This is a genomic window from Novosphingobium sp. (assembly GCF_037133355.1).
Classification (GTDB): domain Bacteria; phylum Pseudomonadota; class Alphaproteobacteria; order Sphingomonadales; family Sphingomonadaceae; genus Novosphingobium.
In genome coordinates this window covers 13,847-39,668 of record NZ_JBAXOI010000008.1, presented here as the reverse complement: position 1 = coordinate 39,668, position 25,822 = coordinate 13,847, and the positions used below count along the sequence as shown (strand labels likewise).

The 25,822-nt window shown below is 66.3% G+C and carries 26 protein-coding genes; 12 read left to right on the top strand and 14 right to left on the bottom strand.

Annotation, left to right across the window (positions count from 1 at the left end):
• The first annotated feature begins 78 nt into the window (after window positions 1–78).
• Window positions 79–1,341, top strand: a complete 1,263-nt coding sequence (locus tag WCL10_RS09790) for a hypothetical protein (RefSeq protein ID WP_336895451.1) — start codon at window positions 79–81, stop codon at window positions 1,339–1,341.
• On the opposite strand, the gene WCL10_RS09785 is transcribed toward WCL10_RS09790, so the two are convergent.
• From WCL10_RS09785 to WCL10_RS09775, 3 genes are read right to left on the bottom strand one after another with little or no spacing between them, the layout of a single operon-like run.
• Complete coding sequence (locus WCL10_RS09785) at window positions 1,319–2,149, bottom strand: SPOR domain-containing protein (RefSeq protein WP_336895450.1); 831 nt, start codon at window positions 2,147–2,149, stop codon at window positions 1,319–1,321. The two genes, WCL10_RS09790 and WCL10_RS09785, sit on opposite strands and share 23 nt — an antisense overlap.
• 4 nt (window positions 2,150–2,153) lie before the next feature.
• The gene (gene argS, locus WCL10_RS09780) at window positions 2,154–3,914 is read right to left on the bottom strand and encodes an arginine--tRNA ligase (RefSeq protein ID WP_336895449.1); all 1,761 of its coding nucleotides are present in this window, start codon (window positions 3,912–3,914) and stop codon (window positions 2,154–2,156) included.
• Window positions 3,915–3,954: 40 nt separating this feature from the next.
• The gene (locus WCL10_RS09775; RefSeq protein ID WP_336895448.1) at window positions 3,955–4,656 is read right to left on the bottom strand and encodes a hypothetical protein; all 702 of its coding nucleotides are present in this window, start codon (window positions 4,654–4,656) and stop codon (window positions 3,955–3,957) included.
• 118 nt (window positions 4,657–4,774) lie between these two features.
• Between WCL10_RS09775 and ispH the strand changes: the two genes are divergently transcribed.
• The 3 genes from ispH to rnhA are packed head-to-tail and all read left to right on the top strand — an operon-like array spanning window position 4,775 to window position 7,183.
• Window positions 4,775–5,761: a 4-hydroxy-3-methylbut-2-enyl diphosphate reductase gene (ispH, locus tag WCL10_RS09770; RefSeq protein ID WP_336895447.1), complete on the top strand. Its 987-nt coding sequence runs from the start codon at window positions 4,775–4,777 to the stop codon at window positions 5,759–5,761.
• A gap of 10 nt (window positions 5,762–5,771) precedes the next feature.
• Window positions 5,772–6,755 (top strand): homoserine kinase, encoded by a 984-nt coding sequence (thrB, locus tag WCL10_RS09765; protein WP_336895446.1) that lies wholly within the window; start codon window positions 5,772–5,774, stop codon window positions 6,753–6,755.
• Window positions 6,752–7,183, top strand: coding sequence for a ribonuclease HI (gene rnhA, locus WCL10_RS09760; RefSeq protein WP_336895445.1), 432 nt, complete (start codon window positions 6,752–6,754; stop codon window positions 7,181–7,183). The genes thrB and rnhA overlap by 4 nt, the downstream gene beginning before the upstream one ends.
• A 104-nt stretch (window positions 7,184–7,287) precedes the next feature.
• Here the strand turns inward: rnhA and WCL10_RS09755 are convergent, their stop codons facing one another.
• The 3 genes from WCL10_RS09755 to WCL10_RS09745 form a co-directional block, all read right to left on the bottom strand.
• A complete protein-coding gene (locus WCL10_RS09755) occupies window positions 7,288–7,473 on the bottom strand; it encodes a DUF1508 domain-containing protein (RefSeq protein ID WP_336895444.1) in 186 nt (61 codons plus the stop codon).
• A gap of 81 nt (window positions 7,474–7,554) precedes the next feature.
• The gene (locus WCL10_RS09750; RefSeq protein WP_336895443.1) at window positions 7,555–8,667 is read right to left on the bottom strand and encodes an FAD-dependent oxidoreductase; all 1,113 of its coding nucleotides are present in this window, start codon (window positions 8,665–8,667) and stop codon (window positions 7,555–7,557) included.
• A 7-nt stretch (window positions 8,668–8,674) separates the two neighbouring features.
• The gene (locus WCL10_RS09745; RefSeq protein WP_336895442.1) at window positions 8,675–9,631 is read right to left on the bottom strand and encodes an alpha/beta hydrolase; all 957 of its coding nucleotides are present in this window, start codon (window positions 9,629–9,631) and stop codon (window positions 8,675–8,677) included.
• A gap of 105 nt (window positions 9,632–9,736) precedes the next feature.
• Here WCL10_RS09745 and WCL10_RS09740 point away from each other — a divergent pair, with 105 nt between their 5' ends.
• From WCL10_RS09740 to WCL10_RS09710, 7 genes are all read left to right on the top strand, one after another.
• Entirely contained in the window at window positions 9,737–10,225 is a 489-nt protein-coding gene (locus WCL10_RS09740; RefSeq protein WP_336895441.1) for a prepilin peptidase, read from the top strand.
• 59 nt (window positions 10,226–10,284) lie between these two features.
• Entirely contained in the window at window positions 10,285–11,331 is a 1,047-nt protein-coding gene (cpaB, locus tag WCL10_RS09735; RefSeq protein ID WP_336895440.1) for a Flp pilus assembly protein CpaB, read from the top strand.
• A gap of 1 nt (window position 11,332) precedes the next feature.
• The gene (locus WCL10_RS09730) at window positions 11,333–13,009 is read left to right on the top strand and encodes a type II and III secretion system protein family protein (protein WP_336895439.1); all 1,677 of its coding nucleotides are present in this window, start codon (window positions 11,333–11,335) and stop codon (window positions 13,007–13,009) included.
• A gap of 14 nt (window positions 13,010–13,023) precedes the next feature.
• Window positions 13,024–13,695 (top strand): CpaD family pilus assembly protein, encoded by a 672-nt coding sequence (locus tag WCL10_RS09725; protein WP_336895438.1) that lies wholly within the window; start codon window positions 13,024–13,026, stop codon window positions 13,693–13,695.
• A gap of 3 nt (window positions 13,696–13,698) precedes the next feature.
• Complete coding sequence (locus tag WCL10_RS09720; protein ID WP_336895437.1) at window positions 13,699–15,021, top strand: pilus assembly protein CpaE; 1,323 nt, start codon at window positions 13,699–13,701, stop codon at window positions 15,019–15,021.
• Window positions 15,022–15,100: 79 nt separating this feature from the next.
• Window positions 15,101–16,072: a type II secretion system F family protein gene (locus tag WCL10_RS09715; RefSeq protein WP_336895436.1), complete on the top strand. Its 972-nt coding sequence runs from the start codon at window positions 15,101–15,103 to the stop codon at window positions 16,070–16,072.
• Window positions 16,073–16,080: 8 nt separating this feature from the next.
• Window positions 16,081–17,088, top strand: a complete 1,008-nt coding sequence (locus WCL10_RS09710) for a type II secretion system F family protein (protein ID WP_336895435.1) — start codon at window positions 16,081–16,083, stop codon at window positions 17,086–17,088.
• A gap of 148 nt (window positions 17,089–17,236) precedes the next feature.
• Here the strand turns inward: WCL10_RS09710 and WCL10_RS09705 are convergent, their stop codons facing one another.
• From WCL10_RS09705 to WCL10_RS09675, 7 genes are all read right to left on the bottom strand, one after another.
• On the bottom strand, window positions 17,237–18,244 hold the full coding sequence (locus tag WCL10_RS09705) for a fumarylacetoacetate hydrolase family protein (protein WP_336895434.1): 1,008 nt from the start codon (window positions 18,242–18,244) through the stop codon (window positions 17,237–17,239).
• Window positions 18,241–18,714: a MarR family winged helix-turn-helix transcriptional regulator gene (locus WCL10_RS09700; RefSeq protein WP_336895433.1), complete on the bottom strand. Its 474-nt coding sequence runs from the start codon at window positions 18,712–18,714 to the stop codon at window positions 18,241–18,243. Before WCL10_RS09700 ends, WCL10_RS09705 begins: the two co-directional genes overlap by 4 nt.
• A 77-nt stretch (window positions 18,715–18,791) precedes the next feature.
• Window positions 18,792–19,445 (bottom strand): TetR family transcriptional regulator, encoded by a 654-nt coding sequence (locus WCL10_RS09695; protein ID WP_336895432.1) that lies wholly within the window; start codon window positions 19,443–19,445, stop codon window positions 18,792–18,794.
• A complete protein-coding gene (locus WCL10_RS09690; RefSeq protein WP_336895431.1) occupies window positions 19,442–20,311 on the bottom strand; it encodes a crotonase/enoyl-CoA hydratase family protein in 870 nt (289 codons plus the stop codon). The genes WCL10_RS09695 and WCL10_RS09690 overlap by 4 nt, the downstream gene beginning before the upstream one ends.
• Before the next feature lie 72 nt (window positions 20,312–20,383).
• Window positions 20,384–21,166: an SDR family NAD(P)-dependent oxidoreductase gene (locus tag WCL10_RS09685; RefSeq protein ID WP_336895430.1), complete on the bottom strand. Its 783-nt coding sequence runs from the start codon at window positions 21,164–21,166 to the stop codon at window positions 20,384–20,386.
• Between the two features lie 135 nt (window positions 21,167–21,301).
• Window positions 21,302–22,474 (bottom strand): acetyl-CoA C-acetyltransferase, encoded by a 1,173-nt coding sequence (locus tag WCL10_RS09680; RefSeq protein ID WP_336895429.1) that lies wholly within the window; start codon window positions 22,472–22,474, stop codon window positions 21,302–21,304.
• 119 nt (window positions 22,475–22,593) lie between these two features.
• A complete protein-coding gene (locus tag WCL10_RS09675) occupies window positions 22,594–23,628 on the bottom strand; it encodes an MBL fold metallo-hydrolase (RefSeq protein ID WP_336895428.1) in 1,035 nt (344 codons plus the stop codon).
• A 283-nt stretch (window positions 23,629–23,911) separates the two neighbouring features.
• Between WCL10_RS09675 and WCL10_RS09670 the strand changes: the two genes are divergently transcribed.
• Complete coding sequence (locus tag WCL10_RS09670) at window positions 23,912–24,586, top strand: hypothetical protein (protein WP_336895427.1); 675 nt, start codon at window positions 23,912–23,914, stop codon at window positions 24,584–24,586.
• A 176-nt stretch (window positions 24,587–24,762) separates the two neighbouring features.
• Here the strand turns inward: WCL10_RS09670 and WCL10_RS09665 are convergent, their stop codons facing one another.
• Window positions 24,763–25,719: an acyl-CoA dehydrogenase family protein gene (locus tag WCL10_RS09665; protein ID WP_336895426.1), complete on the bottom strand. Its 957-nt coding sequence runs from the start codon at window positions 25,717–25,719 to the stop codon at window positions 24,763–24,765.
• Window positions 25,720–25,822: the final 103 nt, after the last annotated feature.

Genomic DNA, 25,822 nt, shown 5'->3' with positions numbered 1-25,822 from the left:
CCCATTTTCACGAAGCGCAAATGGGGAGGTCGCAGCCCGCAGGACTGACGGAGGGGTGCTTGCCTCCAGCCCCCCAAGATGCTCAAAATCCTTCATCCCACGCTGGAGCCACAAGCCATGCTTCGCAAGTTCTCGATAGCCCTGCTCGTGCTGGCTGCCATCGCCGGCGTGCTCACCTGGACGCTTTCCCCGCCCAGTTACCCAGACCCCAAAGGCTTGCACTTCAATGGCCAGACGCCTGGCTCGGTCATCGCGGTCGAGCGGGTCGGCGGGCACAACCGGCTGGTGCTTACCGGGCTGCTGATGGCCGCCCTGCCCGTCCGCGCGCCCATTTCGGACGGGGTGGAGCTCTTGCGCATCCGCTACTGGTCGCAAGCTGGCGGTCAACCAGTCGAGGCTTCGGGCCTCATGGCCGTGCCCTATCGCACACTCGGCGGCGAGGCGCCGCGCGGTACGGCGATGTACCTCCACGGCACCAGCCCGGACCGCACCGCTTCACCTTCCGCGCCGGGCGACCAGGAGGGGCTGCTCCCAGCAGCGCTTTTTGCCGGCGGCGGCTATATCCTGCTCGCGCCCGATTACTTCGGGCTCGGCCAGTCGCGCGCCGCGCCAGCCTATATCCACGCTCAGGCCACAGCCGCCGCCGCGCGTGATCTGGTCATTGCCGCTCGGAGCGTTGCAGGCGCGATGAAGCTGCCGTTCTCGCCAGATCTCTACATCACCGGCTTTTCGCAAGGCGGCCACGCCACAGCCGTCGTCCAGCGCGACCTTGAGGCAGCCCCAATCCCCGGCATCACGGTGAAGGCCGCCGCGGCGATCTCCGGGGCATTCGACCTGGCCGGGATCAGCGTGCCCTATGCCTTCAAGCATAAGCATTCGCTCTACCTTGCCTATATCGCGGCGTCCTATGCAGCGCAGTACCGCCAGCCGCTCGGCTCGGTGATCGCCGAGCGCTACGCAAAGGTTCTGCCCGCCCTGTTCGACGGGAATCACAGCGTCGACGCGATCAGCGCCGCCCTGCCCGCCGATCCGCGCGACTTGTTCCGGCCCGAGGCGCTGGCCGGGATCGAAACGGGTAAGCCCGACTGGTTTACACAGGGTCTTGCCGCGAACGAAGCCTTCCGCTGGGCGCCCAAGGCGCCGCTCAGGCTATACTACGGCGACAGGGACACCGACGTCTCGCCCGCGGATTCAAAACGCTTCCACGCGGTCTCCACGCAGCTTGGCGGCAATGTCCGCCTCATGCCGCAAGGACCTTACGACCACGTCGGCACGGCGCTTCAAGCCGTGCCGCGCATCCGCGTGTGGTTCGACGAGCTCAGCGCTTCACCTGGCACTTGAGACCACCGGCCTGCAGCTTGGCGCAGAGCGCGTTGGCTGCGGCCAGATCGCCCGACACGGCCTGAAGGCGGAAAACGGTCGCCATGTCGGCCTTGCCCTCGATCACCCGGTGCGGCAGGCCGGCCAGCGGCGCATGCGCGGCGGTGAGCTTGGACCAAGCCGATTCGGCACCTGCATTCGTCGAAAACGCGCCGACCTGCACGCCGACGCCGCCGCCAGCCGGAGCAGGCGCTGCGGCCGAAGGCGCGGCGGCGGCCGGCTTGGGCGCGGCGCTGCCGGCAAGGTTGGCGGCAGGCTTCTCGCCCTCGCTCACCTTGAAGCTCGCGTCCCCGGTGCCCTCGAACGTCTTGCCGCCCGGATCCTTGGGCGCGACCTTGTAGGGTTCGGAGCTGGCCGCGATCACGCTGCCATCAGCAGCTGCCGGGGCGGAATTGCGATGCGAAAGAACGAAGATACCGCCCACCAGGGCTGCAAGCACCAGCACCGCCAGGACGCCGAGGCCGATCATCCGGCTGTTGTCGGACGCCGGCTCGTCAAAATCGACGTCGTCCGCGCTTTCGAGCCAGGGCAGGCGTTCCTCGTCGCCCAGCGCGAGGCGCTCGGCCTGCGGGGCGTCGAAGGGCCCGCCCAGCGCCTCATGCGCCCCGGCGATCGCGGCGCCCGCCTCGGCTTCAAGCCGCTCGGCCTGCCCGCGCGCCGCGTCTATGCCCTGCCCGGCCACCTCGCCCCAGTTTCCGGGGTTGATTGGCAGGCCGGCGCCCGTGCCATCTTCGTCCCCACCGGTTCCGTCCGACGCGCTGATAACCATGGTGTCAAAGCTCCTCGGCTGCCTCCACACCCAGCAGGGCAAGCCCGTTCTTAATCACTTGCCCGATTTGTGAGGCTAGGAAAAGACGCGCCGATGTCAGCGCCGCATTCTGTCCCACAATGAAGCGTTTATCGGGCCGGTCGTTCCCGACGTTCCAATAGGCATGGAAACCGCCGGCCAGATCATCGAGGTAGAACGCCACCCGATGCGGCTCGCGCGCCACTGCCGCGCTTTCGACCACACGCGGGAACTGTGCGGCAAGCCTGACCAGCGCCAGTTCCTCCTCGCCGAGCAACGCGACGTGCTCGGCTGAAGGGGTAATGGTCTCGGCCGCGCCCTTGCGCAGGGTCGAGGATATCCGTGCATGGGCATACTGCACGTAAAACACGGGATTGTCCTTCGAGGCCTCGACCACCTTGTCGAAATCGAAGTCCATCTGCGCGTCGGGCTTGCGCGTGAGCATGGTGAAACGCACCACGTCCTTGCCGACCATCTCGACGACATCGGCGAGCGTGACGAAATTGCCCGCGCGCTTCGACATCTTGAACGGCTGCCCGCCCTTCATCAGCTGGACCATCTGGACGAGCTTGATCTCGAAGGGCTTGGGCGCGGCGCCGTCGGCGCTGGTCAGCGCGGCAACGGCCGCCTTGATCCGCTTGACCGTGCCGGCATGATCCGCGCCCCAGATATCGACGAGCGCGTCGGCCTTCTGCGCCTTCTGGAAATGATAGGCGAGGTCCGCGCCGAAATAAGTCCAGGCGCCGTTCGACTTCTTGATCGGGCGGTCCTGATCATCGCCGAACCTGGTCGAGCGGAACAAGGGCAACGCCACCGGCTCCCAGTCCTCGGGCGTCTTGCCCTTGGGCGCCTCGAGTTCGCCGTCATAGACAAGGTCATGCGCCCGCAGCCACGCCTCGGCGACATCGACCTTGCCGGAGGCCTGCAGCTCGGCTTCGGAGGAGAACAGGTCGTGATGAATGCCAAGCGTCGCGAGGTCGGCGCGGATCATGTCCATCATCGCCGAAACCGCGCGGGTGCGAAACAGGATCAGCCAATCCTCCTCCGGCGCGGCGGCGTACGTGTCGCCGAATTCAGCGGCGAGCGCCTGCCCGACCGGCACCAGATAGTCGCCCGGATAGAGCCCTTCCGGAATGGCGATCGCCTCGCCCAGCGCCTCGCGGTAGCGCATGTGCACCGAGCGCGCGAGCACATCGACCTGCGCACCGGCATCGTTGACGTAGTATTCGCGCGTCACCCGGTGCCCGGCAAATTCGAGCAGGCTGGCGAGCGCATCGCCCACCACCGCGCCCCGGCAATGGCCCATATGCATGGGTCCTGTGGGATTGGCCGAGACGTACTCGACATTGACCATGCTGCCCTTGCCCATGGCGGAGCGGCCATAGTCCGTGCCTGCCGAGGCGATCAGAGCCAGTTCGCTCAGCCAGGCCGCACTTGTCAGCCTGAGATTGATGAAGCCCGGCCCGGCGATCTCGGCCGAGGCGACGCGCGGCTCGCGCGTCAGTTCCTCGACCAGCAGCGCGGCCAGCGCGCGCGGATTGGTTCCGGCGGGCTTGGCCAGAACCATCGCCGCGTTGGTCGAGATATCGCCGTGCGCCGCCTCGCGCGGAGGCTCGCAGGTTATCCCGCCGCGCGGCAAGCCATCGGGCAAGTGCCCGGCGGCGGCCAGCGCATCAAGCGCACGGTCGATCACACCGGCAAAATCGGCGAACAGAGGCAGGGCGGCGGAAGCGTTGGTCTCGGTCATGCCCGCGCCGTTAGCCCAAGCGCGCGCGTTCGCCAACAAATCAGCGTGTGGCGTTGTACCCGAGCTGCGCGTCGGTCAGCTGGAAGCCCACAACCAGCTCGAAGCTCGCCTTGGCGAGTGCGGTGCGCACTTCGGGCATGGCGAGCGGATCGGTCGCGGCATCGGCCTCGCCCGCGCGGCGCTTCTTGGTGAGGAGCTTGCGCACGTTGGCCGGCAGCGTCGCCTCGGCCCGGTCCACGGTCGAAGCTGCCCGGCCCTGACCCTGCGCGCGTTCCTGCCCGTCGGCGAAGTCGAGCGTCACCGTGCCCAGCCGCTTGGCAATCACGACATTGCCGCCGCGCATCACCGCCGAGAAATAGGGGAGCACCACGCGGCGCGCGCCGCGGGTATCGGTGCGGCGGGCATAGACATCGAAGGTCGCCTCGGTGCGCAGCTGGGTCTGGCCCTTGGCATCGTCGCATGTGCTGCGCAGGTTGGTGATCGAGGCGGTCACGTCGATCGCGCCTGCATCGGTGCGGCCGGGCGCGCTCATCAGCGTGATATCGCCGGTCATCTCCGGAATCTCGACCACCGGGCAGGGGCTGCGCAGCGCGGTCACACCCACGCTGTCGTCCACGACCAGCTCGCCGCCGCCGCTCTTGCAGCCCGCCAGCGTGCTGGCCAGCGCAAGCGCGGCGAGCGGGGCGAGGCGGCGGAAAGACGCATGCCGGAAGGGTGCGGGGCGGGCGGCAGACAGGGTCATTCAGGCATCCTCGGGCATGGCGGTGCGATCCCTCTACCCACCCGGTCACGCCCGCGCAATCCTGCCTGTCTTCTCGCAGCGGGTTTGCGGCGGCGGCAGCCCCTGCTAAGGTCACGCGATGACGACCACCGCACCCGCCTCGCCGGCCACTTCCGCTCCCCGGGCAGACCTTGCCCCGCTCAAGCTGCTGATCGCCGCCCCGCGCGGCTTCTGCGCCGGGGTGGACCGCGCGATCGAGATCGTCGAGCGCGCGCTCGACCGCTTCGGGGAGCCGGTTTTCGTGCGGCACGAGATCGTACACAACCGCTTCGTGGTCGACGGGCTCAAGGCCAAGGGCGCGGTTTTCGTCGAGGAACTCGACGAAGTGCCCGACGGCGCGCCGGTGGTCTTTTCCGCGCACGGCGTGCCCAAGCTGGTGCCTGCCGAAGCCACCAACCGCGGACTCGATTGGCTCGATGCCACCTGCCCGCTGGTCAGCAAGGTCCACCGTCAGGCCGAACGCCAGGTCGAGGCGGGGCGCCACATCCTCTTCGTCGGCCACAAGGGCCACCCCGAGGTGATCGGCACGATGGGCCAGGTGCCCGCTGGCAGCATCACCCTTGTCGAGACGATCGAAGACGTCGACGCGCTCGATTTCCCGGATGGCACCCCGCTCGCCTTCCTCACCCAGACCACGCTCTCGGTTGACGATACGCGCGAGATCGTCGCGGCGCTCCGCACGCGCTTCCCTGAAATCAACGGGCCGCGCGCCGAGGATATCTGCTACGCCACCTCGAACCGGCAGGCTGCGGTCAAGTCGATCGCGGCGCGCTGTGAATTGCTCCTCGTGATCGGCGCGCCAAACAGCTCCAATTCGGTGCGGCTGGTCGAGGTTGCCGAACGCGCCGGCACTCCCGCCAGGCTGATCCAGCGCGGCAGCGAGATCGACCCCGCATGGATCGAGGGGGTCGAGACGCTTGGCCTCACCGCCGGGGCCTCCGCTCCCGAAGTGCTGGTGCGCGAAGTGGTCGATCGGCTGCGCGAATGGCGAGACGTCGAGGAAGAGACCGTGACCACCACGGTCGAGAGCATGGTGTTCAAGCTGCCCCGCCAGCTGACCGACTGAAGCGCCCGCCATGGCAGTTTACACGCACCTCGGCGCGGAGGAGATGGCCGCGCTGATCGCCCGTTTCGATGTCGGCACACTGGTTTCGGCCAAGGGCATTGCCGAAGGCGTTTCCAACAGCAACTGGCTGCTGGAGACGACAGGCGCGGACGGAAGCGGCGCGCGCTTCATCCTCACCATGTACGAATTCCGCATCGATCTGGCGGACCTGCCGTATTTTCTCTCGCTGCTCGATCATCTCGCCGCGCGCGGCTGCCCGGTGCCGCGCACGATCCACGACCGCGATGGGGCGCTCTACGTCAATCGTCCCGGCCCGCAGGGTGACAAGGCGCTCGCGCTCATCGAATACCTGCCCGGCGTCTCGGTCAGTGCGCCGACGGCGGATCAGGCCCGCGCGGTCGGCGCCGAGCTTGCCCGCCTGCACCTTGCCGCCACCGATTTTCCGGCCACGCGCGCCAATGGCATGGGCGTTGCAGAATGGCAGCGCCTGGCCGAAGCCTGCGGCGCGGAAGGCCTCGCGCGGATCGATCCCGAGCTTGCCGCCATCGTCGCGGCAGACCTGCCCCGCATCGCCGCCGCCTGGCCCGAGGGTTTGCCCACCGGCGTGATCCACGCCGATCTCTTCCCGGACAACGTGCTGATGCTCGGCGATCGCGTAACCGGGCTCATCGATTTCTACTTCGCCTGCAACGACATCACCGCCTACGATCTTGCCGTCACGCACGTCGCCTGGTGCTTCGATGACCGGAGCGGCGCATTCCGGCCCGATGTCTCGCAGGCCCTGATCGAGGGCTACGAAAGCGTGCGCCCCCTCTCGGCCGCCGAACGCGCCGCGCTTCCTCTCCTTGCGCAAGGAGCGGCGATGCGCTTCGCCATGAGCCGCGCCTGGGACTGGCTCAATACGCCGGCGGACGCGCTCGTAACGCCCAAGGACCCGATGGGCCCGGCGCGGCGCCTGGGCTTCTATGCCGCAAAGCCCGGAGTCTTCGCGTGAAGCACGTCTCGATCTTCACCGACGGCGCCTGCAAGGGCAATCCCGGCAAGGGCGGCTGGGGCGCGCTGTTGCGCATGGGCGAGGCGGAGAAGGAACTGTCCGGCTCGGAAAAGCTCACCACCAACAACCGCATGGAACTGATGGGCGCGATCCGTGGGCTCGAGGCACTGACCCAACCGTGCAAGGTCACGCTGCACACCGACAGCAAATATGTGCTCGACGGCATCACCAAATGGATCTTCGGCTGGCAGAAAAAGGGTTGGAAAACCGCCGACAACAAGCCGGTCAAGAACGAGGACCTGTGGCGCGCGCTGCTTGCTGCGGCGCGGCCGCACCAGATCGAATGGGTCTGGGTAAAAGGCCACGACGGCCACCCGGAAAACGAACGGGTGGACAAGCTCGCCAGCGACGCGGCGCTGGCGGCCTGACGGCAAAGGCCCACACCCAGCTCATCCCGATCGTGCTGAAGGAGAGGGAAGAGAGCCAGCGGGAGGGAACCAGGCGCAACACCCGCCCCTCTCGTCTCCAGCCATCAATTCGCGGTCGTCGTATCGACCACCTCGGCGTCGGGGCCGTTCTTCAGGATCGATTCGATCGCGTTCTTGGCGCTGGCCTTCGAGGAATAGCCCTCGGTCCAGAAGATCGTCTCGGCGTTGTGGCAGAAATAGGCGACAAACTCGCCGGCCTTGTTCTTGCGGATCTCGAAGCGGTGGGCCATCGCGGCATCTCCCTAGGTACAGTTGCAGTCCCGCACTATGTCTAGCACGCCCCGGGACAGGTGGGAGTCCCAATTGTCCCGCTATGGGCCGAACCGGGCAGGAGAATAGCACGCCGCATCGATGCTTTCGGTCATCGCATCGCGCGGAAGCCCGAGCAACAGCTGCGCGGCGAGCCGGGCAGCAGCGGGCGCGGTCTGGATGCCGAAGCCGCCTTGCCCGGCAAACCAGAACAGGCCTGCGCAGGTCGGATCGAAGCCGAACACCGGCAGCCGGTCCGGCGCAAAGGAGCGCAGGCCCGCCCAGCGCCGCTCAAGACCGAGCACCTTCCAATCCACTGCCTGCTCCATCCGGTCGATCGCCATGGCGATATCGAGTTCCTCGGGCGCGGCATCGCGGGCCACATCGGGCGTCTCGTCGTGCGGCGAAAGCCAGAGCCGGCCACCTTGCGGGCGGAAGTAGAAATCCTCGTCAAAGCTCAGCGTGAGTGGCAGAGCCTCGGGCGGGGCGGGATCGATCCTGAGCTGCACCATCGAACGGCGCATGGGCTGGACACCGATCGGCGCAGCGCCAGCAAGCTCGGCCACGCTGTCGGCCCATGCGCCAGCCGCATCCACCAGCAGCGAAGCGCGGGCCTCGCCCGGTCCGGCGGCACCGTTCCATGCGAGCGCCCAGTCGCCGCCCGAACGCGCCACGCCGTCGAGCCGAGCCCGCACCCTGAGCACGCTGCCTGCCTTGCGCGCGGCGGCGAGGTAGTGCTGGTGCATCGCGGCGACATCTATATCGGCGCACTCGGGCTCCCAGGCGCCGATGATCCAGTTCGGCCGCAGCCCGGGCACGATCTGGTCGAGCTGCTTGCGCCCGATCAGCTCGATCCGCGCCCCGGCCGCAGCGAATTCCGCCACGAATGCCTCCGCCTTTGCGCGATGGTCCTCACGGCCGATATGCAGGCCGCCGCGCGGGCTGAGGAAGCCGTTGTCGGCCAGCCAGCGCCCGGAAGCCGCCGTCAGCGGATAGATCTGCGGCCCGCCGATCGTCTCGTGCCAGAACGCGGCAGAGCGGCCCGTGGTGTGATAGCCCGGCGTGTCCTCGGCCTCGATCAGCAGAACGCGCGCATGGGGGGCGCATTCGGCGGCAAGACTGGCGCCGGCCATCCCGGCGCCGATCACGGCGATGTCGAAGTGCTCAGCAGCCATGGCCGAATCAGCCCTGCCGCGCCGGTGCTGCCCGGTCAAGGAATGCGGCAATGGCGGTCATGACCGCATCGCGCACCCCGTCCGCCTCGCGCAGCAATTCGTGCCTCGCCTCTGGCCCCCAGGTGACCAGTTCGCCGCGCGGCAGCCGCGCCGCCATGCGCTCGACCGCCTTGTACGCCACCAGCGCATCCTTGCGCGCCGCCAGCAACAGCACGGGCGTCATCACCGCCTCGAGCAGCCCCGGCGCCCGCAGTGCGGCGATCGATGCGGCCGCCCGCTCGACCCAGCGCCAGCTCGCCGGGCCCATCACGAGCTCGGGCCGCGCCTCGCGCCACCAGCCCTCATCGGCATAGCGCTCGGGATCGTGGGTCAGCAACGTGGCGCGCACGTCGAGCGGCGATCCCGGCTTCTCGCTCACCGGCCAGGCCATCCGCGCCGGATCGCCTATCCGGCACATCAGCCGTGAGTAAGCGTGCTGTACGAATTCGGGAATCGCCGAGACAAATCCCAGCATCGGCGCGCTCAGCACCAGCGCATCGGGGCGCGCGGCGCCTTCCGCCACCGCGCGCAATGCAAGGTGTCCGCCCATCGAATGGCCCACCAGCACGTGGGGCCCGGGGGTCGCGGAGTTCCAGTCGCGCCACAGCGCGGCAAGGTCGGCGATCCATACCGAGAAGTCGGCGATATCACCCGTCAGCGGGTTCGGGGTCATCCGTCCGGACCCAGCCTGCCCGCGCCAGTCGGCAGCACTTACATGCCAGCCTGCGGCGGACCATTCTTCCAGAGATTCCAGATACTTTTCGTAAAAATCGCCGCGCCCGGGCAGGAACAGCAGCGAACCGCGGACCGGCCGATCTGCAACGGGCGCCAGCGCGATGCGCCGGACTTCGTGGCCATCGGGCAAGGCCCAGCGCCACTCGCGCGCGCCGGCCGGAATCGCCCGCCTGTCAATGCCTGAACCCACGCCAAAACTCCCCGGGGTAAAATCGTGGCAGCATCCGCAAGTGCCCGGAACTGCGGCGCCGGTTTGGTTACCGTTTGGTAAGTGATTGTCCCGTATGAGACCCCCATGCAGGGAACTCACATCGTTTACGGACTGGTCGGGGCCTTGGCAATCGCGCTGCTGGTTGCCGCCTTCACCGATATCCGCCGCCGCCAGATCGACAACTGGCTGAACGCTGCCGTGGCTGCGGGCGCACCGCTGTTCTGGTGGGCGAGCAGCTTGCCCTTGTGGCCCGGCGTCGCGCTCCAGCTTACGCTGGCGGTCGTCACCTTCTTCGTCCTCGCCGGGCTCTTCGCAATGAAGGTTATGGGCGGCGGTGACGTCAAGCTTCTCACCGCGCTGGCACTGTGGATGCCGGCCGTGCTGTTTCTGAAGCTGCTCGTCATCATGGCACTGGCAGGCGGCGTTCTCACCGTGGTCCTGTCGATGTGGCACATTACGCGCCGCCGCAAGGACCAGCTCAAGATCCCCTATGGCATCGCGATCGCGACCGCCGGGCTCTGGATTATCACCACAACCGACTGGGCCAGCCTCCACGCCGTCGCGGCGGGATAGGCCTATCTTAACCATTTTGCCCGAAGGATGCGGGCGGATCAAACGGCAGGATTGAAGCCATGGACAGGAAGAAGCTGTTGCTGCTGGTGGGGGCGCTGATCGTGGCGATCGGCACGGCCTTTGCTGCCAGGAGCCTGTTTGCCGGCGCAGCATCGCCGCAGGCAGTGGCCGCCGCAAAGGTACCGATGGGCGCGAAAGTGCTTGTCGCCAACCGCGCGCTTCCGGCCGGCACGATCATCACGGCCGACGCCATGGGCTATCAGCCCTGGCCGAAGGACCTCGTCCAGGACGTCTACTTCACCGAAGACAAGACCGACATGTCGAAGCTGCTCGGCACTGTCGTGCGTCATCCGATCACGGCGGGCGAGCCGGTCACCCAGGGCAGCCTCGTCGCTCCCGGCGACCGCGGCTTCCTCGCCGCCGCATTGGGGCCTGGCATGCGTGCGGTTACCATCCCGGTGAGCGCGCGTACCGCCGTTGCCGGCTTCGTCTTCCCCGGCGACCATATCGATCTGGTTCTCACCCAGACGGTGAAGGGCGGCATTATCCCGCTCAAGACCGCCGAGACCATCCTCAAGAACCTGCGCGTGCTCGCCACCGACCAGTCGACCGAGCAGGAGCAGATCGAGGGCAAGACCCGCGTGCGCACTTTCAGCACCGTCACGGTCGAGGCCACGCCCAAGATCGCCGAGAAGATCGCGGTGGCGCAGACCATCGGCACGATCAGCCTCTCGCTGCGCTCGCTGGCCGACAACTCGAGCGAACTCGACCAGGCCATCGCGCTGGGCCAGATCAAGATCCCCGCCGGCGCCAGCAAGGCAGACGAGGAACGCATCCTCAAGCAGGCCATGTCGAAGCCGATCGAGGCAGAAGGCAACAGCTACGCAACCGGTGGCGACGTCTCGCGCTTCCAGCCCAAGAAGTCCACCGACCCGGTCGCTGCGGCGCAGGCCATGGCGAAGGCGATCACCTCGATCATTCCCAAGTCGATGCCGGCTGCCGGCGGGTCGATGACGGACGCTGCCCGCGCCCTGTTCTCGCCCGGCCCTGTGGTCCGCGTCACTCGTGGCCGCGACACTCAGGAAGTCAAGGTCGGGAGCCACTGACATGCACAGCAACGCCCCCCTCAAGGCCGCAACTCCGCCCGCGAAAGGCAAGACCATGAAGGCCCGTCTCGCATCCACGCTGCTCCCGCTTGCCGCACTCGCCGTGCCACTGGCGCTCGCCTCGGCCCCCCAGGCCGCCTCGGCCCAGACGGTGACCAGCCCGGCGCGCAGCATCGCGATCTCGATCGGTCGCGGCCAGCTCGTCACACTGCCCGGCAAGATGACCGACGTGTTCGTCGCCAACGACACGATCGCCGATGTGCAGGTGAAGTCGACCAACCAGCTCTACGTGTTCGGCAAGGCCGGCGGCGAGACCACGGTCTATGCCAGCAACGCTGCGGGCGATGTGGTGTGGTCGGCCAATGTGCGCGTGGGCAGCAACATCGACAGTATCGACCAGATGCTCAAGCTTGCCATGCCCGAGGCCAAGATCGTCACCTCGACGATGAACAACACCGTGCTCCTCACCGGCACGATCGCCGCGCCCGAGGATGCGGCCGAGGCCGAGCGCCTGGTCAAGGCCTTTGTCGATGACAAGACCAACGTGATCAGCCGCCTCAAGATGGCAACGCCGCTGCAGGTCAACCTGCATGTCCGGTTTGCCGAGGTAAACCGCTCGCTGGTCCGCCAGATCGGCACCAACCTGACGACTCTCGATGGCTCCGGCGGCTTCAAGTTCGGCCTGCAGCAGGGTCGTTCGCCCGCCTCCACCATCAACACCGACCCGCGCTTGCCGCTGGGTATCGGCACCAAGACGCAGGGCTACTCCTTCGATCCCACGACTGGCAAGGACGTGCTGACCGACGGCACCAATGTCACGCCGCTGCAGGGCCAGTCCACGCTTGCAGGCATGGGCAAGCTCTTCGGCCTCGACATCCTCGGCACGCTGGATCTGGGCGAAACCATCGGCCTCGTCACCTCGCTGGCCGAGCCGAACCTGACCGCACTTTCGGGCGAGACCGCGAACTTCCTCGCGGGCGGCGAATACCCGATCCCGGTCTCCACCGGCCTCGGCAACACGGCGATCGAGTTCAAGAAGTACGGCATCAGCCTCTCCTACACGCCCACGGTGCTCGCCAACGGGCGCATCTCGATCCGCGTGCGGCCCGAGGTTTCCGAGCTTTCGTCCGACGGCGCGATCATCAGCAACAGCTTCACGGTCTCCGCACTTACCGTGCGCAGCGCCGAAACGACGGTCGAGCTGGGTTCGGGCCAGAGCTTCATGATCGCTGGCCTGCTGCGCAACAACGCGCAGAACACGATCACCAAGATGCCCGGCGCCGGCGACATTCCGATCCTGGGCTCGCTGTTCCGCTCCACCGCCTATCGCAGGGGTGAAACCGAGCTCGTCATTGTCGTCACGCCCTATCTGGTGAACCCGGTCAACGCGAGCGAGATCAAGCTGCCGACCGACGGGTTCCGCGCCGCAACCGCAGTGCAGCAGGTGCTCGGCCATTTCGAATCCGACGGCGTGACCGGTGGCGATCGGCCTAAGCCGACGGAGCAGTCGGGCACGGTCCAGTCGAACGGTCCGAAGGTCGGCGCGCTCGATGCTCCCGCGTTCGAACCCTCGGCGCCCGTCCAGGCGGCTGCACCCGCGCCGCTCAAGGCCGCGCGTCCCGCCCGCAACCGTCAGGCCAGCGCTGCCGATGCCGCGCCCGGCTTCAGCATCCAGTGAGAAAGGGTCACACCATGCCCATCCGCCTGCCCCACCTCCGGGGCGCCGCCCGGGTCCTCCTCCTCGCCGGCGTGCTGAGCCTGCCGCTCGCTGCCTGCAACGCGCCCTCGGCCGACATGAACCGCAGCCTCGAAAGCGTGCGCCAGCCGGTCGTGCAGCGCACCAGCTTCGTGTTCGACGTGCAGACCTTGCCCGGCGGCGGCGTTCCCGTTCCCGAACAGCGCCGCCTGGCCGGCTGGCTCGAGGCGCTCGATCTCGGCTACGGCGACCGCGTCGCGATCGATGATCCGGTCGATTCGGCCCAGACCCGCGATGCGGTTGAAAAGGTCGCCGGCCGCTTCGGCATTCTGCTCTCCGATGTCGCTCCGGTCTCGGAGGGCGCAATCGCCCCCGGCACCGCCCGCATCGTCGTCTCGCGCACCGAGGCGAGCGTGCCCGGTTGCCCGGACTGGTCGATCAAGATCGACAACCACACGAACAACGCCACCTCGCCGAACTACGGCTGCGCCGTGAACAGCAACATGGCCGCGATGGTCGCCAACAAGGAAGACCTCGTGCGCGGCGCCAAGGGCCCCAGCACCACGCTGGTCCAGAGCAACGCCAAGGCGATCAAGGCCTACCGCGACCAGCCGCCGACGGGCGCGGCCGGCCTGAAGGAAGTTTCCAGCAAGTCCGGGGGTAACTGATCGATGAGCGCGTCCTGGAAAACCGGCAATCGCGACATGTTCGCGTCCTTCATGTGCGACGATGCCGCGCTCGATGTCCTTCGTCCGGTCACGGTCGACATGGGCTGGCAGCCTGAAAAGTGCAACAAGGGCGGCCTGCGCAACGCGATTCAGTCGCTCTCGATCGCAGCAAGCCCGGCCATCCTCATGGTCGACCTTTCGGAAAGCGGCGACCCGCTGAGCGACATCAACGCACTCGCCGAAGTCTGCGAGCCGGGCACGGTCGTGATCGCGGTCGGCCAGGTCAACGACGTGCGCCTCTACCGCGACCTTCTCGCCTCGGGCATACAGGACTATCTCCTGAAGCCGCTGACTCCGGGCCAGGTGCGCGATTCGCTCGTTCAGGCTCAGGCGATCTTCGCCGCGCCGAAGTCGGCTGACGGCAGCACGGTCAAGCGCCACGTCTCGACCGCCGTGGTCGGCACGCGCGGCGGTGTCGGCGCCTCCACGGTCGCCACTTCCCTCGCCTGGCTGTTCAGCAGCGATCACCGCCTGCCGACCGCGCTGCTCGATCTTGACGTGCACTTCGGCACCGGCGCGCTCACACTCGATCTCGAGCCCGGCCGCGGCCTGACCGACGCGATCGACAACCCGAGCCGCATCGACGGTCTGTTCATCGAACGCGCGATGATCCGCGCCAACGACAACCTCGCCATCCTTTCGGCCGAGGCCCCGATCAGCTCGCCGCTGATGACCGATGGCAGCGCCTTCGTGCAACTGGAGGAGGAATTCCGCCACGCGTTCGAAATGACGATGATCGATCTGCCGCGCAACATGCTGATCAACTTCCCCCACCTCCTCGCGGACGTGAACGTGGTGGTCGTGGTCACCGAGCTTACGCTGGCCGGCGCGCGCGATGCTATCCGCCTGCTTTCGTGGCTCAAGAGCAATGCCAAGCATGCCGAGACGATCGTCGTTGCCAACAAGGTCCATTCGGGCGTCGGCGAGATCAGCCGGTCCGACTTCGAGGCCTCCATCGAGCGCAAGATCAACTACACCGTGCCCTACGACGTGAAAGCTGCGGCCAATGCGGCCAAGCTCGGCCAGACGTTCGTTGCCGCCAACCGCAGCACAAAGGCGGGCGGCGCACTGCGCGATCTGGGCGCCGCGATCATCGCCACCGGCACCGATGGCGAAGTCGTGGATGCCAAGGGCAAGGCCAAGAGCAAGGAAAAGGCGAAGGACAAGCCGGCCGCCGTGCCGGGCGCCAAGACTTCGCTGCTCGGCAAGTTCGATTTCAAGAAGATGATCTCGTCCGGCAAGGCAAAGACCGGAACACCCGCATGACCGCAGCCCGGTGCGCGGGGCTCCGTCGGGGCTTCCGCACCGGTCAGGCACCCTTTGAAAGATCTGGCAGGACCGCCCGATGAACCTGATGCAACTCGTGATCCTTGGCGTCGGCGCTTCGCTCGTCCTGCTGCTGTTCGCCGCGGCGCTTTCCGGTCCTTCGGCGGGCCGCGAGGCCTCGCGCCGGCTCCAGGCCGTGCGCTTCCGCCATTCGGAAAGCGCGGTCGACAAGGTCGAGGCGCAGTATCGCAAGGCAGTTGCCAGCCGCAAGCCGGCCACATTCAAGAAGCCCGGCTCCGGCTCGCGGGTGGAAGCGCTGGCGCTGCGCCTGCACAAGACCGGCAAGGGCTGGACCCTTACCCAGTATCTCTACACCTCGCTCGGCCTCGTGGTTGCGGTTGCGGCGTTCATCTTCCTCAAGACCGGCGCGCTGCTGCTCGGCCTCGGCGCCGGCATCTTTGTCGGGGCTGGCCTGCCGCACTTCATGGTCGGCCGCGCGATCAACAAGCGCAAGGTCGCGTTCGTCTCCAAGTTCCCCGATGCACTTGAACTGCTCGTGCGCGGCCTGCGCTCGGGCCTGCCGATCACCGAAACGCTGGGCGTCGTCGCGCAGGAACTGCCCGGCCCGGTTGGCGAGGAATTCAAGCTCGTGACCGATCGCATCAAGGTTGGCCGCACGATGGAGGAATCGCTTCAGGAAACGGCCAACCGGCTCGACATGGCCGAGTTCAGCTTCTTCTGCATCACGCTCGCGATCCAGCGCGAGACGGGCGGCAACCTTGCCGAAACGCTCGCGAACCTTGCCGACGTGCTGCGCAAGCGCGCGCAGATGAAGCTCAAGATCGCGGCGATGAGCTCTGAATCCAAGGCCTCGGCCTATATCGTCGGCTCGCTGCCGTTCATCGTCTTCGCGCTGATCTATTCGATCAACCCGCGTTACCTCGGGCAATTCTTCGTCGACGAGCGGTTGATCATCGCCGGCCTCGGCGGCCTCACCTGGCTTGGCATCGGCGCCTGGATCATGGCGCAGATGGTCAACTTCGAGATCTGAGAGACACCATGCCAGTCCCCCCTCCGCACGGCCCAACGCTCCTCGGAATCGACGTCATCTACGTCGGCTCGATCCTTCTGGGTATCGCTGCCGCTGCGATGCTGCTGGCGATCTACGCCGCCGTCACCGTGCGCGATCCCATGGCCAAGCGCGTCAAGGCGCTCAATGATCGGCGCGACCAGCTGAAAGCCGGTATCGTCACGGTCAATGCCAAGAAGCGCCAGAGCATCGTTCGGCGCAACGACACGACTGACTCAATCAGGACTTTCCTTGAATCGCTGAAAGTCCTGCAGGACAGCCAGCTCAAGGATATCCAGCAGAAGCTGGCGCAGGCAGGCATCCGCAAGAAGGAATGGGCGGTTGCGGTCGTGCTCGGCAGGATGATCGGCCCGATCGTGCTCGGCCTCATCTTCGGCGTGCTGATCTACGCGGTGAACTACTTCCCGCTCTGGCCAGCCTACAAGAAGTTCGGCCTGTTCGCCGGCATGGTGATCCTGGGCTACAAGGGCCCTGACTTGTGGATCACCAACCTGATCAACAAGCGCACCAAGGAAATCCGCAAGGGCCTGCCCGATGCGCTCGATCTCCTCGTCATCTGCGCCGAGGCGGGTCTTACCGTCGACAGCGCCTTCGCCCGCGTCGCGCGCGAACTCGGCCGCGCCTATCCCGAACTCGGCGATGAATTCGCGCTCACCGCGATCGAACTCTCGTTCCTCACCGAACGGCGCATGGCATTCGAAAACCTCGCTTACCGCGTCAATCTCGATTCGGTGAAAGGCGTGGTCACAACCATGATCCAGACGGAACGCTACGGTACCCCGCTAGCCTCGGCGCTGCGCGTGCTCTCGGCCGAATTCCGCAACGAACGCATGATGCGCGCCGAAGAAAAGGCCGCCCGCCTGCCCGCGATCATGACGATCCCGCTGATCCTGTTCATCCTGCCGACGCTGTTCGTCGTGATCCTTGGCCCCGCAGCCTGCTCGATCACCGACAACTTCCTCAACCGCAAGATGTAAGGGAACTGCCCCTCCGTCAGCGCTACGCGTTCCCCATTTGCACTTCGTGAAAATGGGGAACGCGTAGGGAATGGCTTTACAGTTCCTCCCCATTTTTGCGCAGCACAAATGGGGAGGTGGCCCGCCGCAGGCGGGTCGGAGGGGTAAGTCAGCCCGCCACCACTGTCTGCTCGATTGCACCGAACACGCTGTGCGCGCGCGCGTCCTTCACGTCGATCCGCACGGTATCGCCATGCCGCAGGAACGGAGTGACGGGCGCGCCGTGGCGGATCGTCTCGACCATGCGCTGCTCGGCAATGCAGGCATAGCCGCGCCCGCCTTCAGCCACCGGCCTTCCCGGCGAGCCATCCGGATCGCGGTTCGAAACCGTGCCTGAACCAATGATCGAACCTGCCCCGATGCGCCGCGTCCTGGCAAGATGCGCGATCAGCGTGCCGAAATCGAACGTCATCTCCTCGCCCGCCTCCAGCCGCCCGAACGGCTGGCCGTTCAGCTCGACATGCAGCGGCAAGTGCAGCTTGCCGCCCGACCATGCCTCGCCAAGGCTCGCGGGCGTCACGAAGACCGGCGAGAAATGGCTTGCCGGCTTCGATTGAACAAAGCCGAACCCCTTGGCCAGCTCGTCCGGGATGAGGCCGCGCAGCGAAACGTCATTCACCAGCCCCACCAGCCGGATATACCCCAGCGCCTCCTCAGGCGAGACGCCCTGCGGCACGTCGCCCGTGACCACCACGATCTCGGCCTCGAAGTCCCCGCCCCAGGCCTCGTCCGCCAGCACCAGCGGATCGCGCGCGCCGCGCAAGTCGTCGCTGCCACCCTGGTACATCAGCGGATCGGTCCAGAAACTCGTCGGCAGCTCCGCCCCGCGCGCTTTGCGCACCAATTCGACATGGTTGACGTAAGCGCTGCCGTCCGCCCACTGGTGCGCGCGCGGCAGAGGCGCCGCCGCCTCGCGCTCGTGGAAGCGGCGCTGCGGTATCGCACCGTGAGCCAGTTCGATGGCCAGCGCTTCCAGATAGGGCGCGTGGCGGTCCCACTCGTCGAGCAGGCCCTGGAGCGTCGGCACAATGTGGTCGGCATCGGCATACCAGGCCAGATCATCGGACACGACGATGAGCCGTCCGTCGCGCAGCTGCGGCAGGCTTGCCAGTTTCATGAAAGGTCACCTTCGATGGAGCGGACCGCGCCGAGCAGCTTGTCGAGCAGCACGCGCAGCTTGGCCGTTTCGGCCGGAGTGAGGGCGGCAAAGATACGCTCGTAAGTGGAGAGCGCGTTGGGCCAGATCCGGTCGTACATCGCGCGCCCCCCCTCGGTCAGCCAAAGGTGGTGCGAGCGACCGTCTGCCTCGTTGGGGCTTCGCGCCACCAGATCGCGCTCTTCCAGCATCTTGCACGCGCGGTTTACCGCCACCTTGTCCATCAAGGTCGCGTGCACAAGGTCGCGCTGGGTGAGCGGCCCTGCATCGCCCAGCACCGCCATGATCCGCCATTCCGGGATCTTGAGCCCGAATTCGCTGTGATACTCGCCTGAAATCAGGCCGCTCACCGCATTCGAGGTGATCGCAAGGCGATAGGGGATGAAGTCGGACAGCCGCGTCGTGTCAGGCTGGGTCTCGGCATCGGCCATGGATCAAGTCTAGACCTGCCAGCGCCGCACGCAAGCAAAAGCGCCGATCCGGTTCACGGCAAGCTGCTTTGGGCCCCTCACCGGGCGAGAATACCCGCCATGATGAAGTCCACCGTGTGCTCGCGGTAGCGGTCGCGCAGTTCCTCGGTCAGCGTGTCCTGATCGAAGCAGTGCCGCAGCACCAGCCGCGCCGAGAAAAACCGGTCGGCCGCCCCCGTCACGGTGAAATAGAACAGCTGCGGATCGATCGGGCGAAACACCCCGGCGCGGATGCCATCGGTGATCAATCGCTCGTAGGCCTTGTTCAGCGGCGCGAGATACTTGTCGGCAATCCGCTTGGCCTCGGCCGGATCGCAATCGCGCACCAGCCGCATCAGCAGGCGGTTGAGATAGGGAAAGGCGAAATAGGTATCGACGCAGCGCGCGATATGCTGCCGAAGCTTCGCCTCGGGGCTCATCTCATCCTTGGCGATCAGCGCCTCGACCGATTTGATGATAGCCACCATGTCGCGGTCGAGCAGCTCTTTCAGCATCCCCGCCTTGTTGCCGAAATAGTACTTCACCAGCGCCGAATTGAGCCCCGAGCGCAGCGAAAGCTCGGACAGCGAGATATCGACCTGGTCGCCCTCGCGCATGATCTGCGAAGCGGTTTCCAGCAGCAATTCGCGCGCGCCTGCCTGTTCCGGCGCGGCGGCATCCCCCAGTTCGGCCAATTTCGTCTGCTCTTTCATTCCCAGCCCGGCTCTTCCCACCACGGGTAAAACGACGGCATATCCGAAGAAACGCGGCCCGGGTAGGCCGGAGCGCGCTTTTCAAGGAAGCTTGCCACGCCTTCCTTCGCATCGGCCCCGCGCGAAAGTTGGTAGATCGCCCGGCTGTCAACGCGGTGCGCATACATCGGATGCGGCGTCGCGGCATTGCGCCACAGCATCGCGCGCGTCATCGCAACCGAAACCGCGCTAGTATTGTCGGCAATCTCGCGCGCCAGTGCGTGGGCTGCGGACAGCAGGTCTTCGGGCGCATGGAGCGAGCGCACCAGCCCGCCCTTGAGCGCCTCTTCCGCGCCGAAAACGCGGCCCGTCATGCACCATTCGAGCGCCTGGCTCATGCCCACGATGCGCGGCAGGAACCACGATGAAGCCGCTTCGGGCACGATCCCGCGCCGGGCAAACACGAAGCCGAAGCGCGCCGAGGTGGACGCCAGCCGGAAATCCATCGGCAGCTGCATCGTGGCGCCGATGCCAACCGCCGCGCCGTTGATCGCGCCGATCACCGGCTTCTGCGAATTGAAGATGCGCAAGGTGCAATATCCGCCGCCGTCGCGCACCTTTACATCGTTCAGCGGCACTTCGGTAGGATCGGAAAAGGGCCGCGCGCCGTCGTCCGGCGTCAGGTCCGCGCCCGCGCAGAATGCCCTGTCCCCCGCCCCGGTCACGATCACCGCGCGCACGCTGTCGTCGGCATCGGTCCGGTCGAACGCGTCGATGATTTCGCTCATCATCGTGCGCGTAAAGGCGTTCATCTTCGCCGGACGGTTGAGCGTGAGCGTCGCGATACCGTCCGCGATGTCGAGCAGGATCTGCGAATATTCGGCCATTTGCGGCTCTTCCTCTCCAATGGGAAAAATAGGGACAGTCCCCCCTTTTTATCAGGGACTGTCCCTATTTTTTTAGCGCGGCGCCATACGGATCGCGCCGTCGAGGCGCACGTCCTCGCCGTTGAAGTAGCCGCATTCGATCATCGTCAGCGCAAGCTGCGCATATTCCGCCGGCTGGCCAAGGCGCTTGGGGAACGGCACCGAAGCGGACAGCGCATCGCGCACGTTCTGCGGCGCGCCGGCGAGCAGCGGGGTATCGAAGATGCCCGGCAGGATCGTGTTGACGCGGATGCCCTCGCTCATCAGGTCGCGCGCGATGGGGAGCGTCATGCCGACAACGCCGCCCTTCGAGGCGGAGTAGGCCGCCTGCCCGATCTGGCCGTCCTCGGCCGCGACCGAAGCGGTGTTCACGATCGCGCCGCGGTCCCCGTCTTCCAGCGGCGCCAACGTCATCATGCCTGCCGCCGACTTGGCGATGCAGCGGAACGTGCCGACGAGGTTGATCTGGATCAGCCAGTTGAAGGCTTCGAGCGGGAAGTGCTTGATCGAACCGTCTTCCTTGCTGCGGCTGGCGGTCTTGATCGCGTTGCCGGTGCCGGCGCAGTTCACGAGGATGCGCTCCTGCCCGATGGCCTCACGCGCCTTGGCAAAGCCGGCGTCCACGCTCTCGTCAGACGTCACGTTCACTTCGCAGAACACGCCGCCGATCTCGGCCGCGACGGCCTCGCCCTTTTCCTTCTGCATGTCGAAGATGGCGACCTTCACGCCCTTCGCGGCCAGCGCGCGGGCAGTGGCGGCACCCAGACCGGAAGCGCCGCCGGTGACGACGGCCGAAATCGAACTATCAAGCTTCATGGCAATTCTCTCCTGAAATCAAACTGAAGCCCCTCCCGCCTGCGGGAGGGGTTTGGGGTGGGCCTGATCCCGCAAAAGCCGTGCTTGACGGAACACACCCACCCCCGGCCCCTCCCGCAAGCGGGAGGGGAGGGATCACATCATCTCAACAATCGTCACGTTGGCAACGCCGCCGCCTTCGCACATCGTCTGCAAGCCATACTTCAGCCCGCGCGCCTTCAGCGCCTGGAGCAGCGTGGACATCAACTTCGTGCCCGAAGCGCCGAGCGGATGACCCAGCGCAATCGCGCCGCCGTTGACGTTGAGCTTCTCCGGGTCCGCGCCGGTGTGCTTCAGCCAGGCCATCGGCACCGAAGCGAACGCCTCGTTCACTTCATAAAGGTCGATATCGCCGATCTTCATCCCCGCCCGCTGCAGCGCGCGGTCGGTGGCGAAGAGCGGTTCTTCGAGCATGATCACCGGATCGCCTGCCGTCACCGTCAGGTTGTGGATGCGCGCCAGCGGGGTCAGGCCGTGGGCCTTGAGCGCCGCTTCCGAAACGATCAGCGCCGCGCTCGCGCCGTCGCAGATCTGGCTGGAGCTCGCCGCCGTCAGGAAGCCATCGGGCGAGAGCAGCTTCACGCCCGCGATCGATTCAAGGCTCGCGTCAAAGCGGATGCCCTCGTCCACCGTGTGCATCGCCGGGCCGTCCGGCGTCTCGATGGCAATCGGCACGATCTCGTTGGCGAAGGCATTCGCCTGCGTCGCGGCAATCGCCTTGAGGTGGCTGGAGAGCGCGAAGGCATCGAGCTGATCCTTGGTGAAGCCGTGCTTCTTCACGATCATTTCCGCGCCCATGAACTGCGAGAACATGATGCCCGGATACTTCTCTTCCAGCTGCGGCGACTTGTAGTTGCCCAGCCCCTCTTTCATGTGAAAGATCGCGGTCGAGCCCATGGGCACGCGCGTCATGCTCTCGACGCCCGCGGCGATCACCATGTCCTGCACGCCCGACATCACCGCCTGCGCGGCAAACTGGATCGCCTGCTGCGATGATCCGCACTGGCGGTCGATCGTCACGGCCGGCACCGAATCCGGCAGCAGCTTCGCGGCGAGCACGGCATTGCGCCCCACTTGCCCCGCCTGCTGCCCGCCCTGCGAGACGCAGCCCATGATCACGTCCTCGACCGCCGAGGGATCGATCCCCGTCCGCGCAACAATGGCATCGAGCGTCGCCGCCGAAAGATCGACCGGGTGTACCCCCGCGAGCCGCCCATTCCTGCGCCCGCCCGCGGTCCGCACTGCATCAACGATATAGGCTACAGCCATGGCTTTCCGACTCCCGTATGCGTTCGTTTAACTGAACGATTAAGGGGTGCGGGGGATGGGGTCAAGGGATTGGGGTGGGGCCAAGAAGCTTCGGCACCCGCAGCAAAGGACGTGCCGGGTCAGCCGGCACTCTCCAGCGGATACTCGGCATCCTTCCAGGCCTTCACGCCGCCATCAAGCGCAGTCGCCCGGCTGAACCCAAGCTCGCGCAAAGTCGCTGCCGCCAGTGTCGAGATCTTGCCGAATTCGCAGCACGTCACGATCCGCACCGTCGGATCCGGAAACTCGGTATTGACCCTCAGCTCTAGCTGGCCCCGCGGCAAGTGGCGCGCGCCGGGAATGAGCCCGCTGGAAAAGGCATCTCGCTCGCGCACGTCGAGGACGATCAGATCGCGGCTGTTGCCGCCGAGCCGCTCGCGAAATTCGGTCAGCGCCATGAACGGCACTTTCGCGCCGGCTTCGGAAAGAAGTTGGGCGACCGACTTGCCGCCGGTCATGTTCGTGCGCAGCGCCTCGGTCAGGTGGGTCGGAGCGGCGAGGTCAAGATGCTGCATCATGTCCACGAATTCGCTGCGATCGGTCTTCTGCAGGCGCGGATTCCCGGCGATTTCCGCACCGATTGTGGTGTGAGTCCGGCCTTTGTACTCGTGGGCCGGGAAGACGAGCGTTTCGGCGGGAAGCTTGAGCAGTTTCTGGAACAAGCTGTCGTACAAGGCGTGCGGATCGCCCGAGGGCAGATCGGTCCGCCCAGTGCCGCCGATCAGCAGCGTGTCTCCTGTGAAGACGCGGTCGTCCATGACGAGACACATCGAATCCTGCGTGTGGCCCGGCGTATGCAGCGCGTTCAGGCGAAGCTGGCCGACGATCAGCATATCGCCATCATCCAGCCGCATATCGGCAAAGGGTGCGGGGCTGGTCCGGTACATCACCACCGGGACGGACAGCGTGCGCGCCAGTTCCCGGCTGCCGGAAAAGTGATCGGCGTGTGTGTGCGTGTCGATGATGTAGCGAACCTGCACGCCCCGCTGATGGGCAAGGCCGATATAGCGGTCGATCTGGCGGTGCTCCGGATCGATCAGGACCGCCGCACCCGTCGCCTCGCACCCGACCAGATAGGATTGACAGCCACCCGTGGCAATCTGCTCAAAGATCATTCCAAGCCTTCCGTCCAAATCGTTGCTCGCGCCCGGACAATTGGTGTGGCCGTGGCATTGCGGCAAACCTAGCTTTGACCGAGCCGCGAGACAATTGCCGGTACCCGGGATAGCTCCAGAGTGGTCGCGATTCACAGTATTGGTGACAAGCGTCCAACCGGTCCGCCCAGAAAGCATCGCCGCCGAATTCGCGGCTCCCGCCCCTCAGGCGGCGTTCCATGCCTCCCCTCGCTAAACCCATCGTAACCACTGGTCAGTCAAGGTTCCCCTCAGGAGAATCACGATGACAACACTGCACTACAGCCGGGCCAAGCTCATCTTCAGCGGAGCGTTTCTGCTTCTGGTCGCGCCCGTGCTGGGGGTGTTCTGCCTGCTGGGCGGGCCCATCGGGATGATCATCGGGGTCATCCTGATCCTGGGCGGGCCGCTGATGTCGATCGGCAGGCTCGCGCGGGTGTTCAGCGATCTCAAGGCCATCGAATACGATGAGCGTCGGATCCACCTCCTTCCGCTCGGCACCTCGCGGCGGCTGAACTGGCGCGAGGTCACCGCAATCGAGGTGCACACGCTGACCCAGTATATCTGGGGCTTCATCCCGGTCAGCCGGCAGCATACGATCCGGATCAGCCATACTGGCGGCGTGCTCGGCACGGCGAAGATCAGCATTCCCTTCAATCTCCTCGCCATGGACAAGGCAACGGTTATCGCAAGGCTGGCGGACATGGAGAAGATGCGCGGCGGTGACGGGTTTGTCGGCGGGGCGGCGCGGGTCTCCAAGGCGGCGCTCACCCGCGCGATTGCCGCACCGCGCGAGGATCAGCCGCAAGTGAGCGACTTCGACGCCGATGCGGTCATGGCGCGCTATCTCGCGCAGCGCGAGGCGCAAATGCAGGTGCAAGAAGAAGCCACACCGCAGATGCCGCCGCGTGTCGCCGGATTTGGCCGCAAGCGCGCCTGAGGGCTCAAGCTCAAACACTATCGCTTGCATTCGTCGGCCCGGACTTGATCCGGGCCTTGGCTTTTCTTTTGGGACCTCGCGCCCGAAGAAAAGCCGAACCCCGTGTCAAGCACGGGGGGACGGATAACAGGTCAATGGCGTGATGGGGAACAGATTAGTGGTAAGGCATCAGTGCTTTAACCGACCAGCCGGTCCGTCCTTGCCGCCATTTCGCGCCACAGGCCATGGCCGCCGAGGCCCGCCACGCGCCGGCCCAGCCGCTCGGCCCAGAAGGCATCGCCACCGAATTCGCTGCGCCAACCCATCAGGCGGCGGGTCAGGTGATTCAATGCGTATTCGATGGTGAAGCCGATGGCGCCGTGCATGCGGTGCGCGATGGGCACGGCGCGGTCCACGGCGATCCCCATGCGCAGCTTGGCCGCCGCAATCTCGAAGCTGGCGTGCCCGTAATCCAGCGCCGCCGCGCAGGCTGCGGCTGAGGCGTCGACCGCCGCCGCTTCCTCGGAAAACTCGGCCATCGCCTGCTGCACGGCCTGGAACTTCGCCAGCGCCCGGCCGAACTGCACGCGCGTGTTCACGTGATCGATTGCAAGCGTAAACGCCGCCTCCAGCGCGCCGCTCGCCTGCGCCACGCGGGCAAACGCGCCCAGCGCCAGCAGATCGACATCGCACGCCGCCGAAGCCGCCGCCGCGCCGGTGAAGCTCACGGCATCCCAAGGCTCACCCGCAGGCGAAAGCCCCTCGTCGAATGTGCAGGCATCGGAGTGGTAGAGCGAGAGCGTGCCGCCCTCCACATGCACCACCGCAGCCGCATGGCGGCCATAAGGCACCCGCTGCCCCGGCGCGGCGATGGAAATCAGGCCTTCGGGCGCTGCGATCCCCGCCTGCGCCAGCAGGTAGTGCGCAATCACCGGCTCGGCCAGCGGCGCGGCCAGCGCGTTGAGGCCGGCGAGCCGCAGCACGGCGAGCACATCGCCCCAGTCCCCGCCGAAGCCGCCCGCATCCTCGGGCACCAGCAGCGTGGAGAACCCCGCCTCGGCCACTTGCGGCCAGGCCTCGGCAAAGGGCTTTCCGGCCAGATCGGCGAACAGGCCAGCGGCCATATCGGTGAGCAGAGTACGATTGTCGCTCATCAGAGCTTGTTCCTCACAAGAATTTCAAACCCCAACTTCCGTTCGTGTCGAGCGAAGTCGAGACACCACACGCCGCGCCCGGTGTCTCGACTTCGCTCGACAC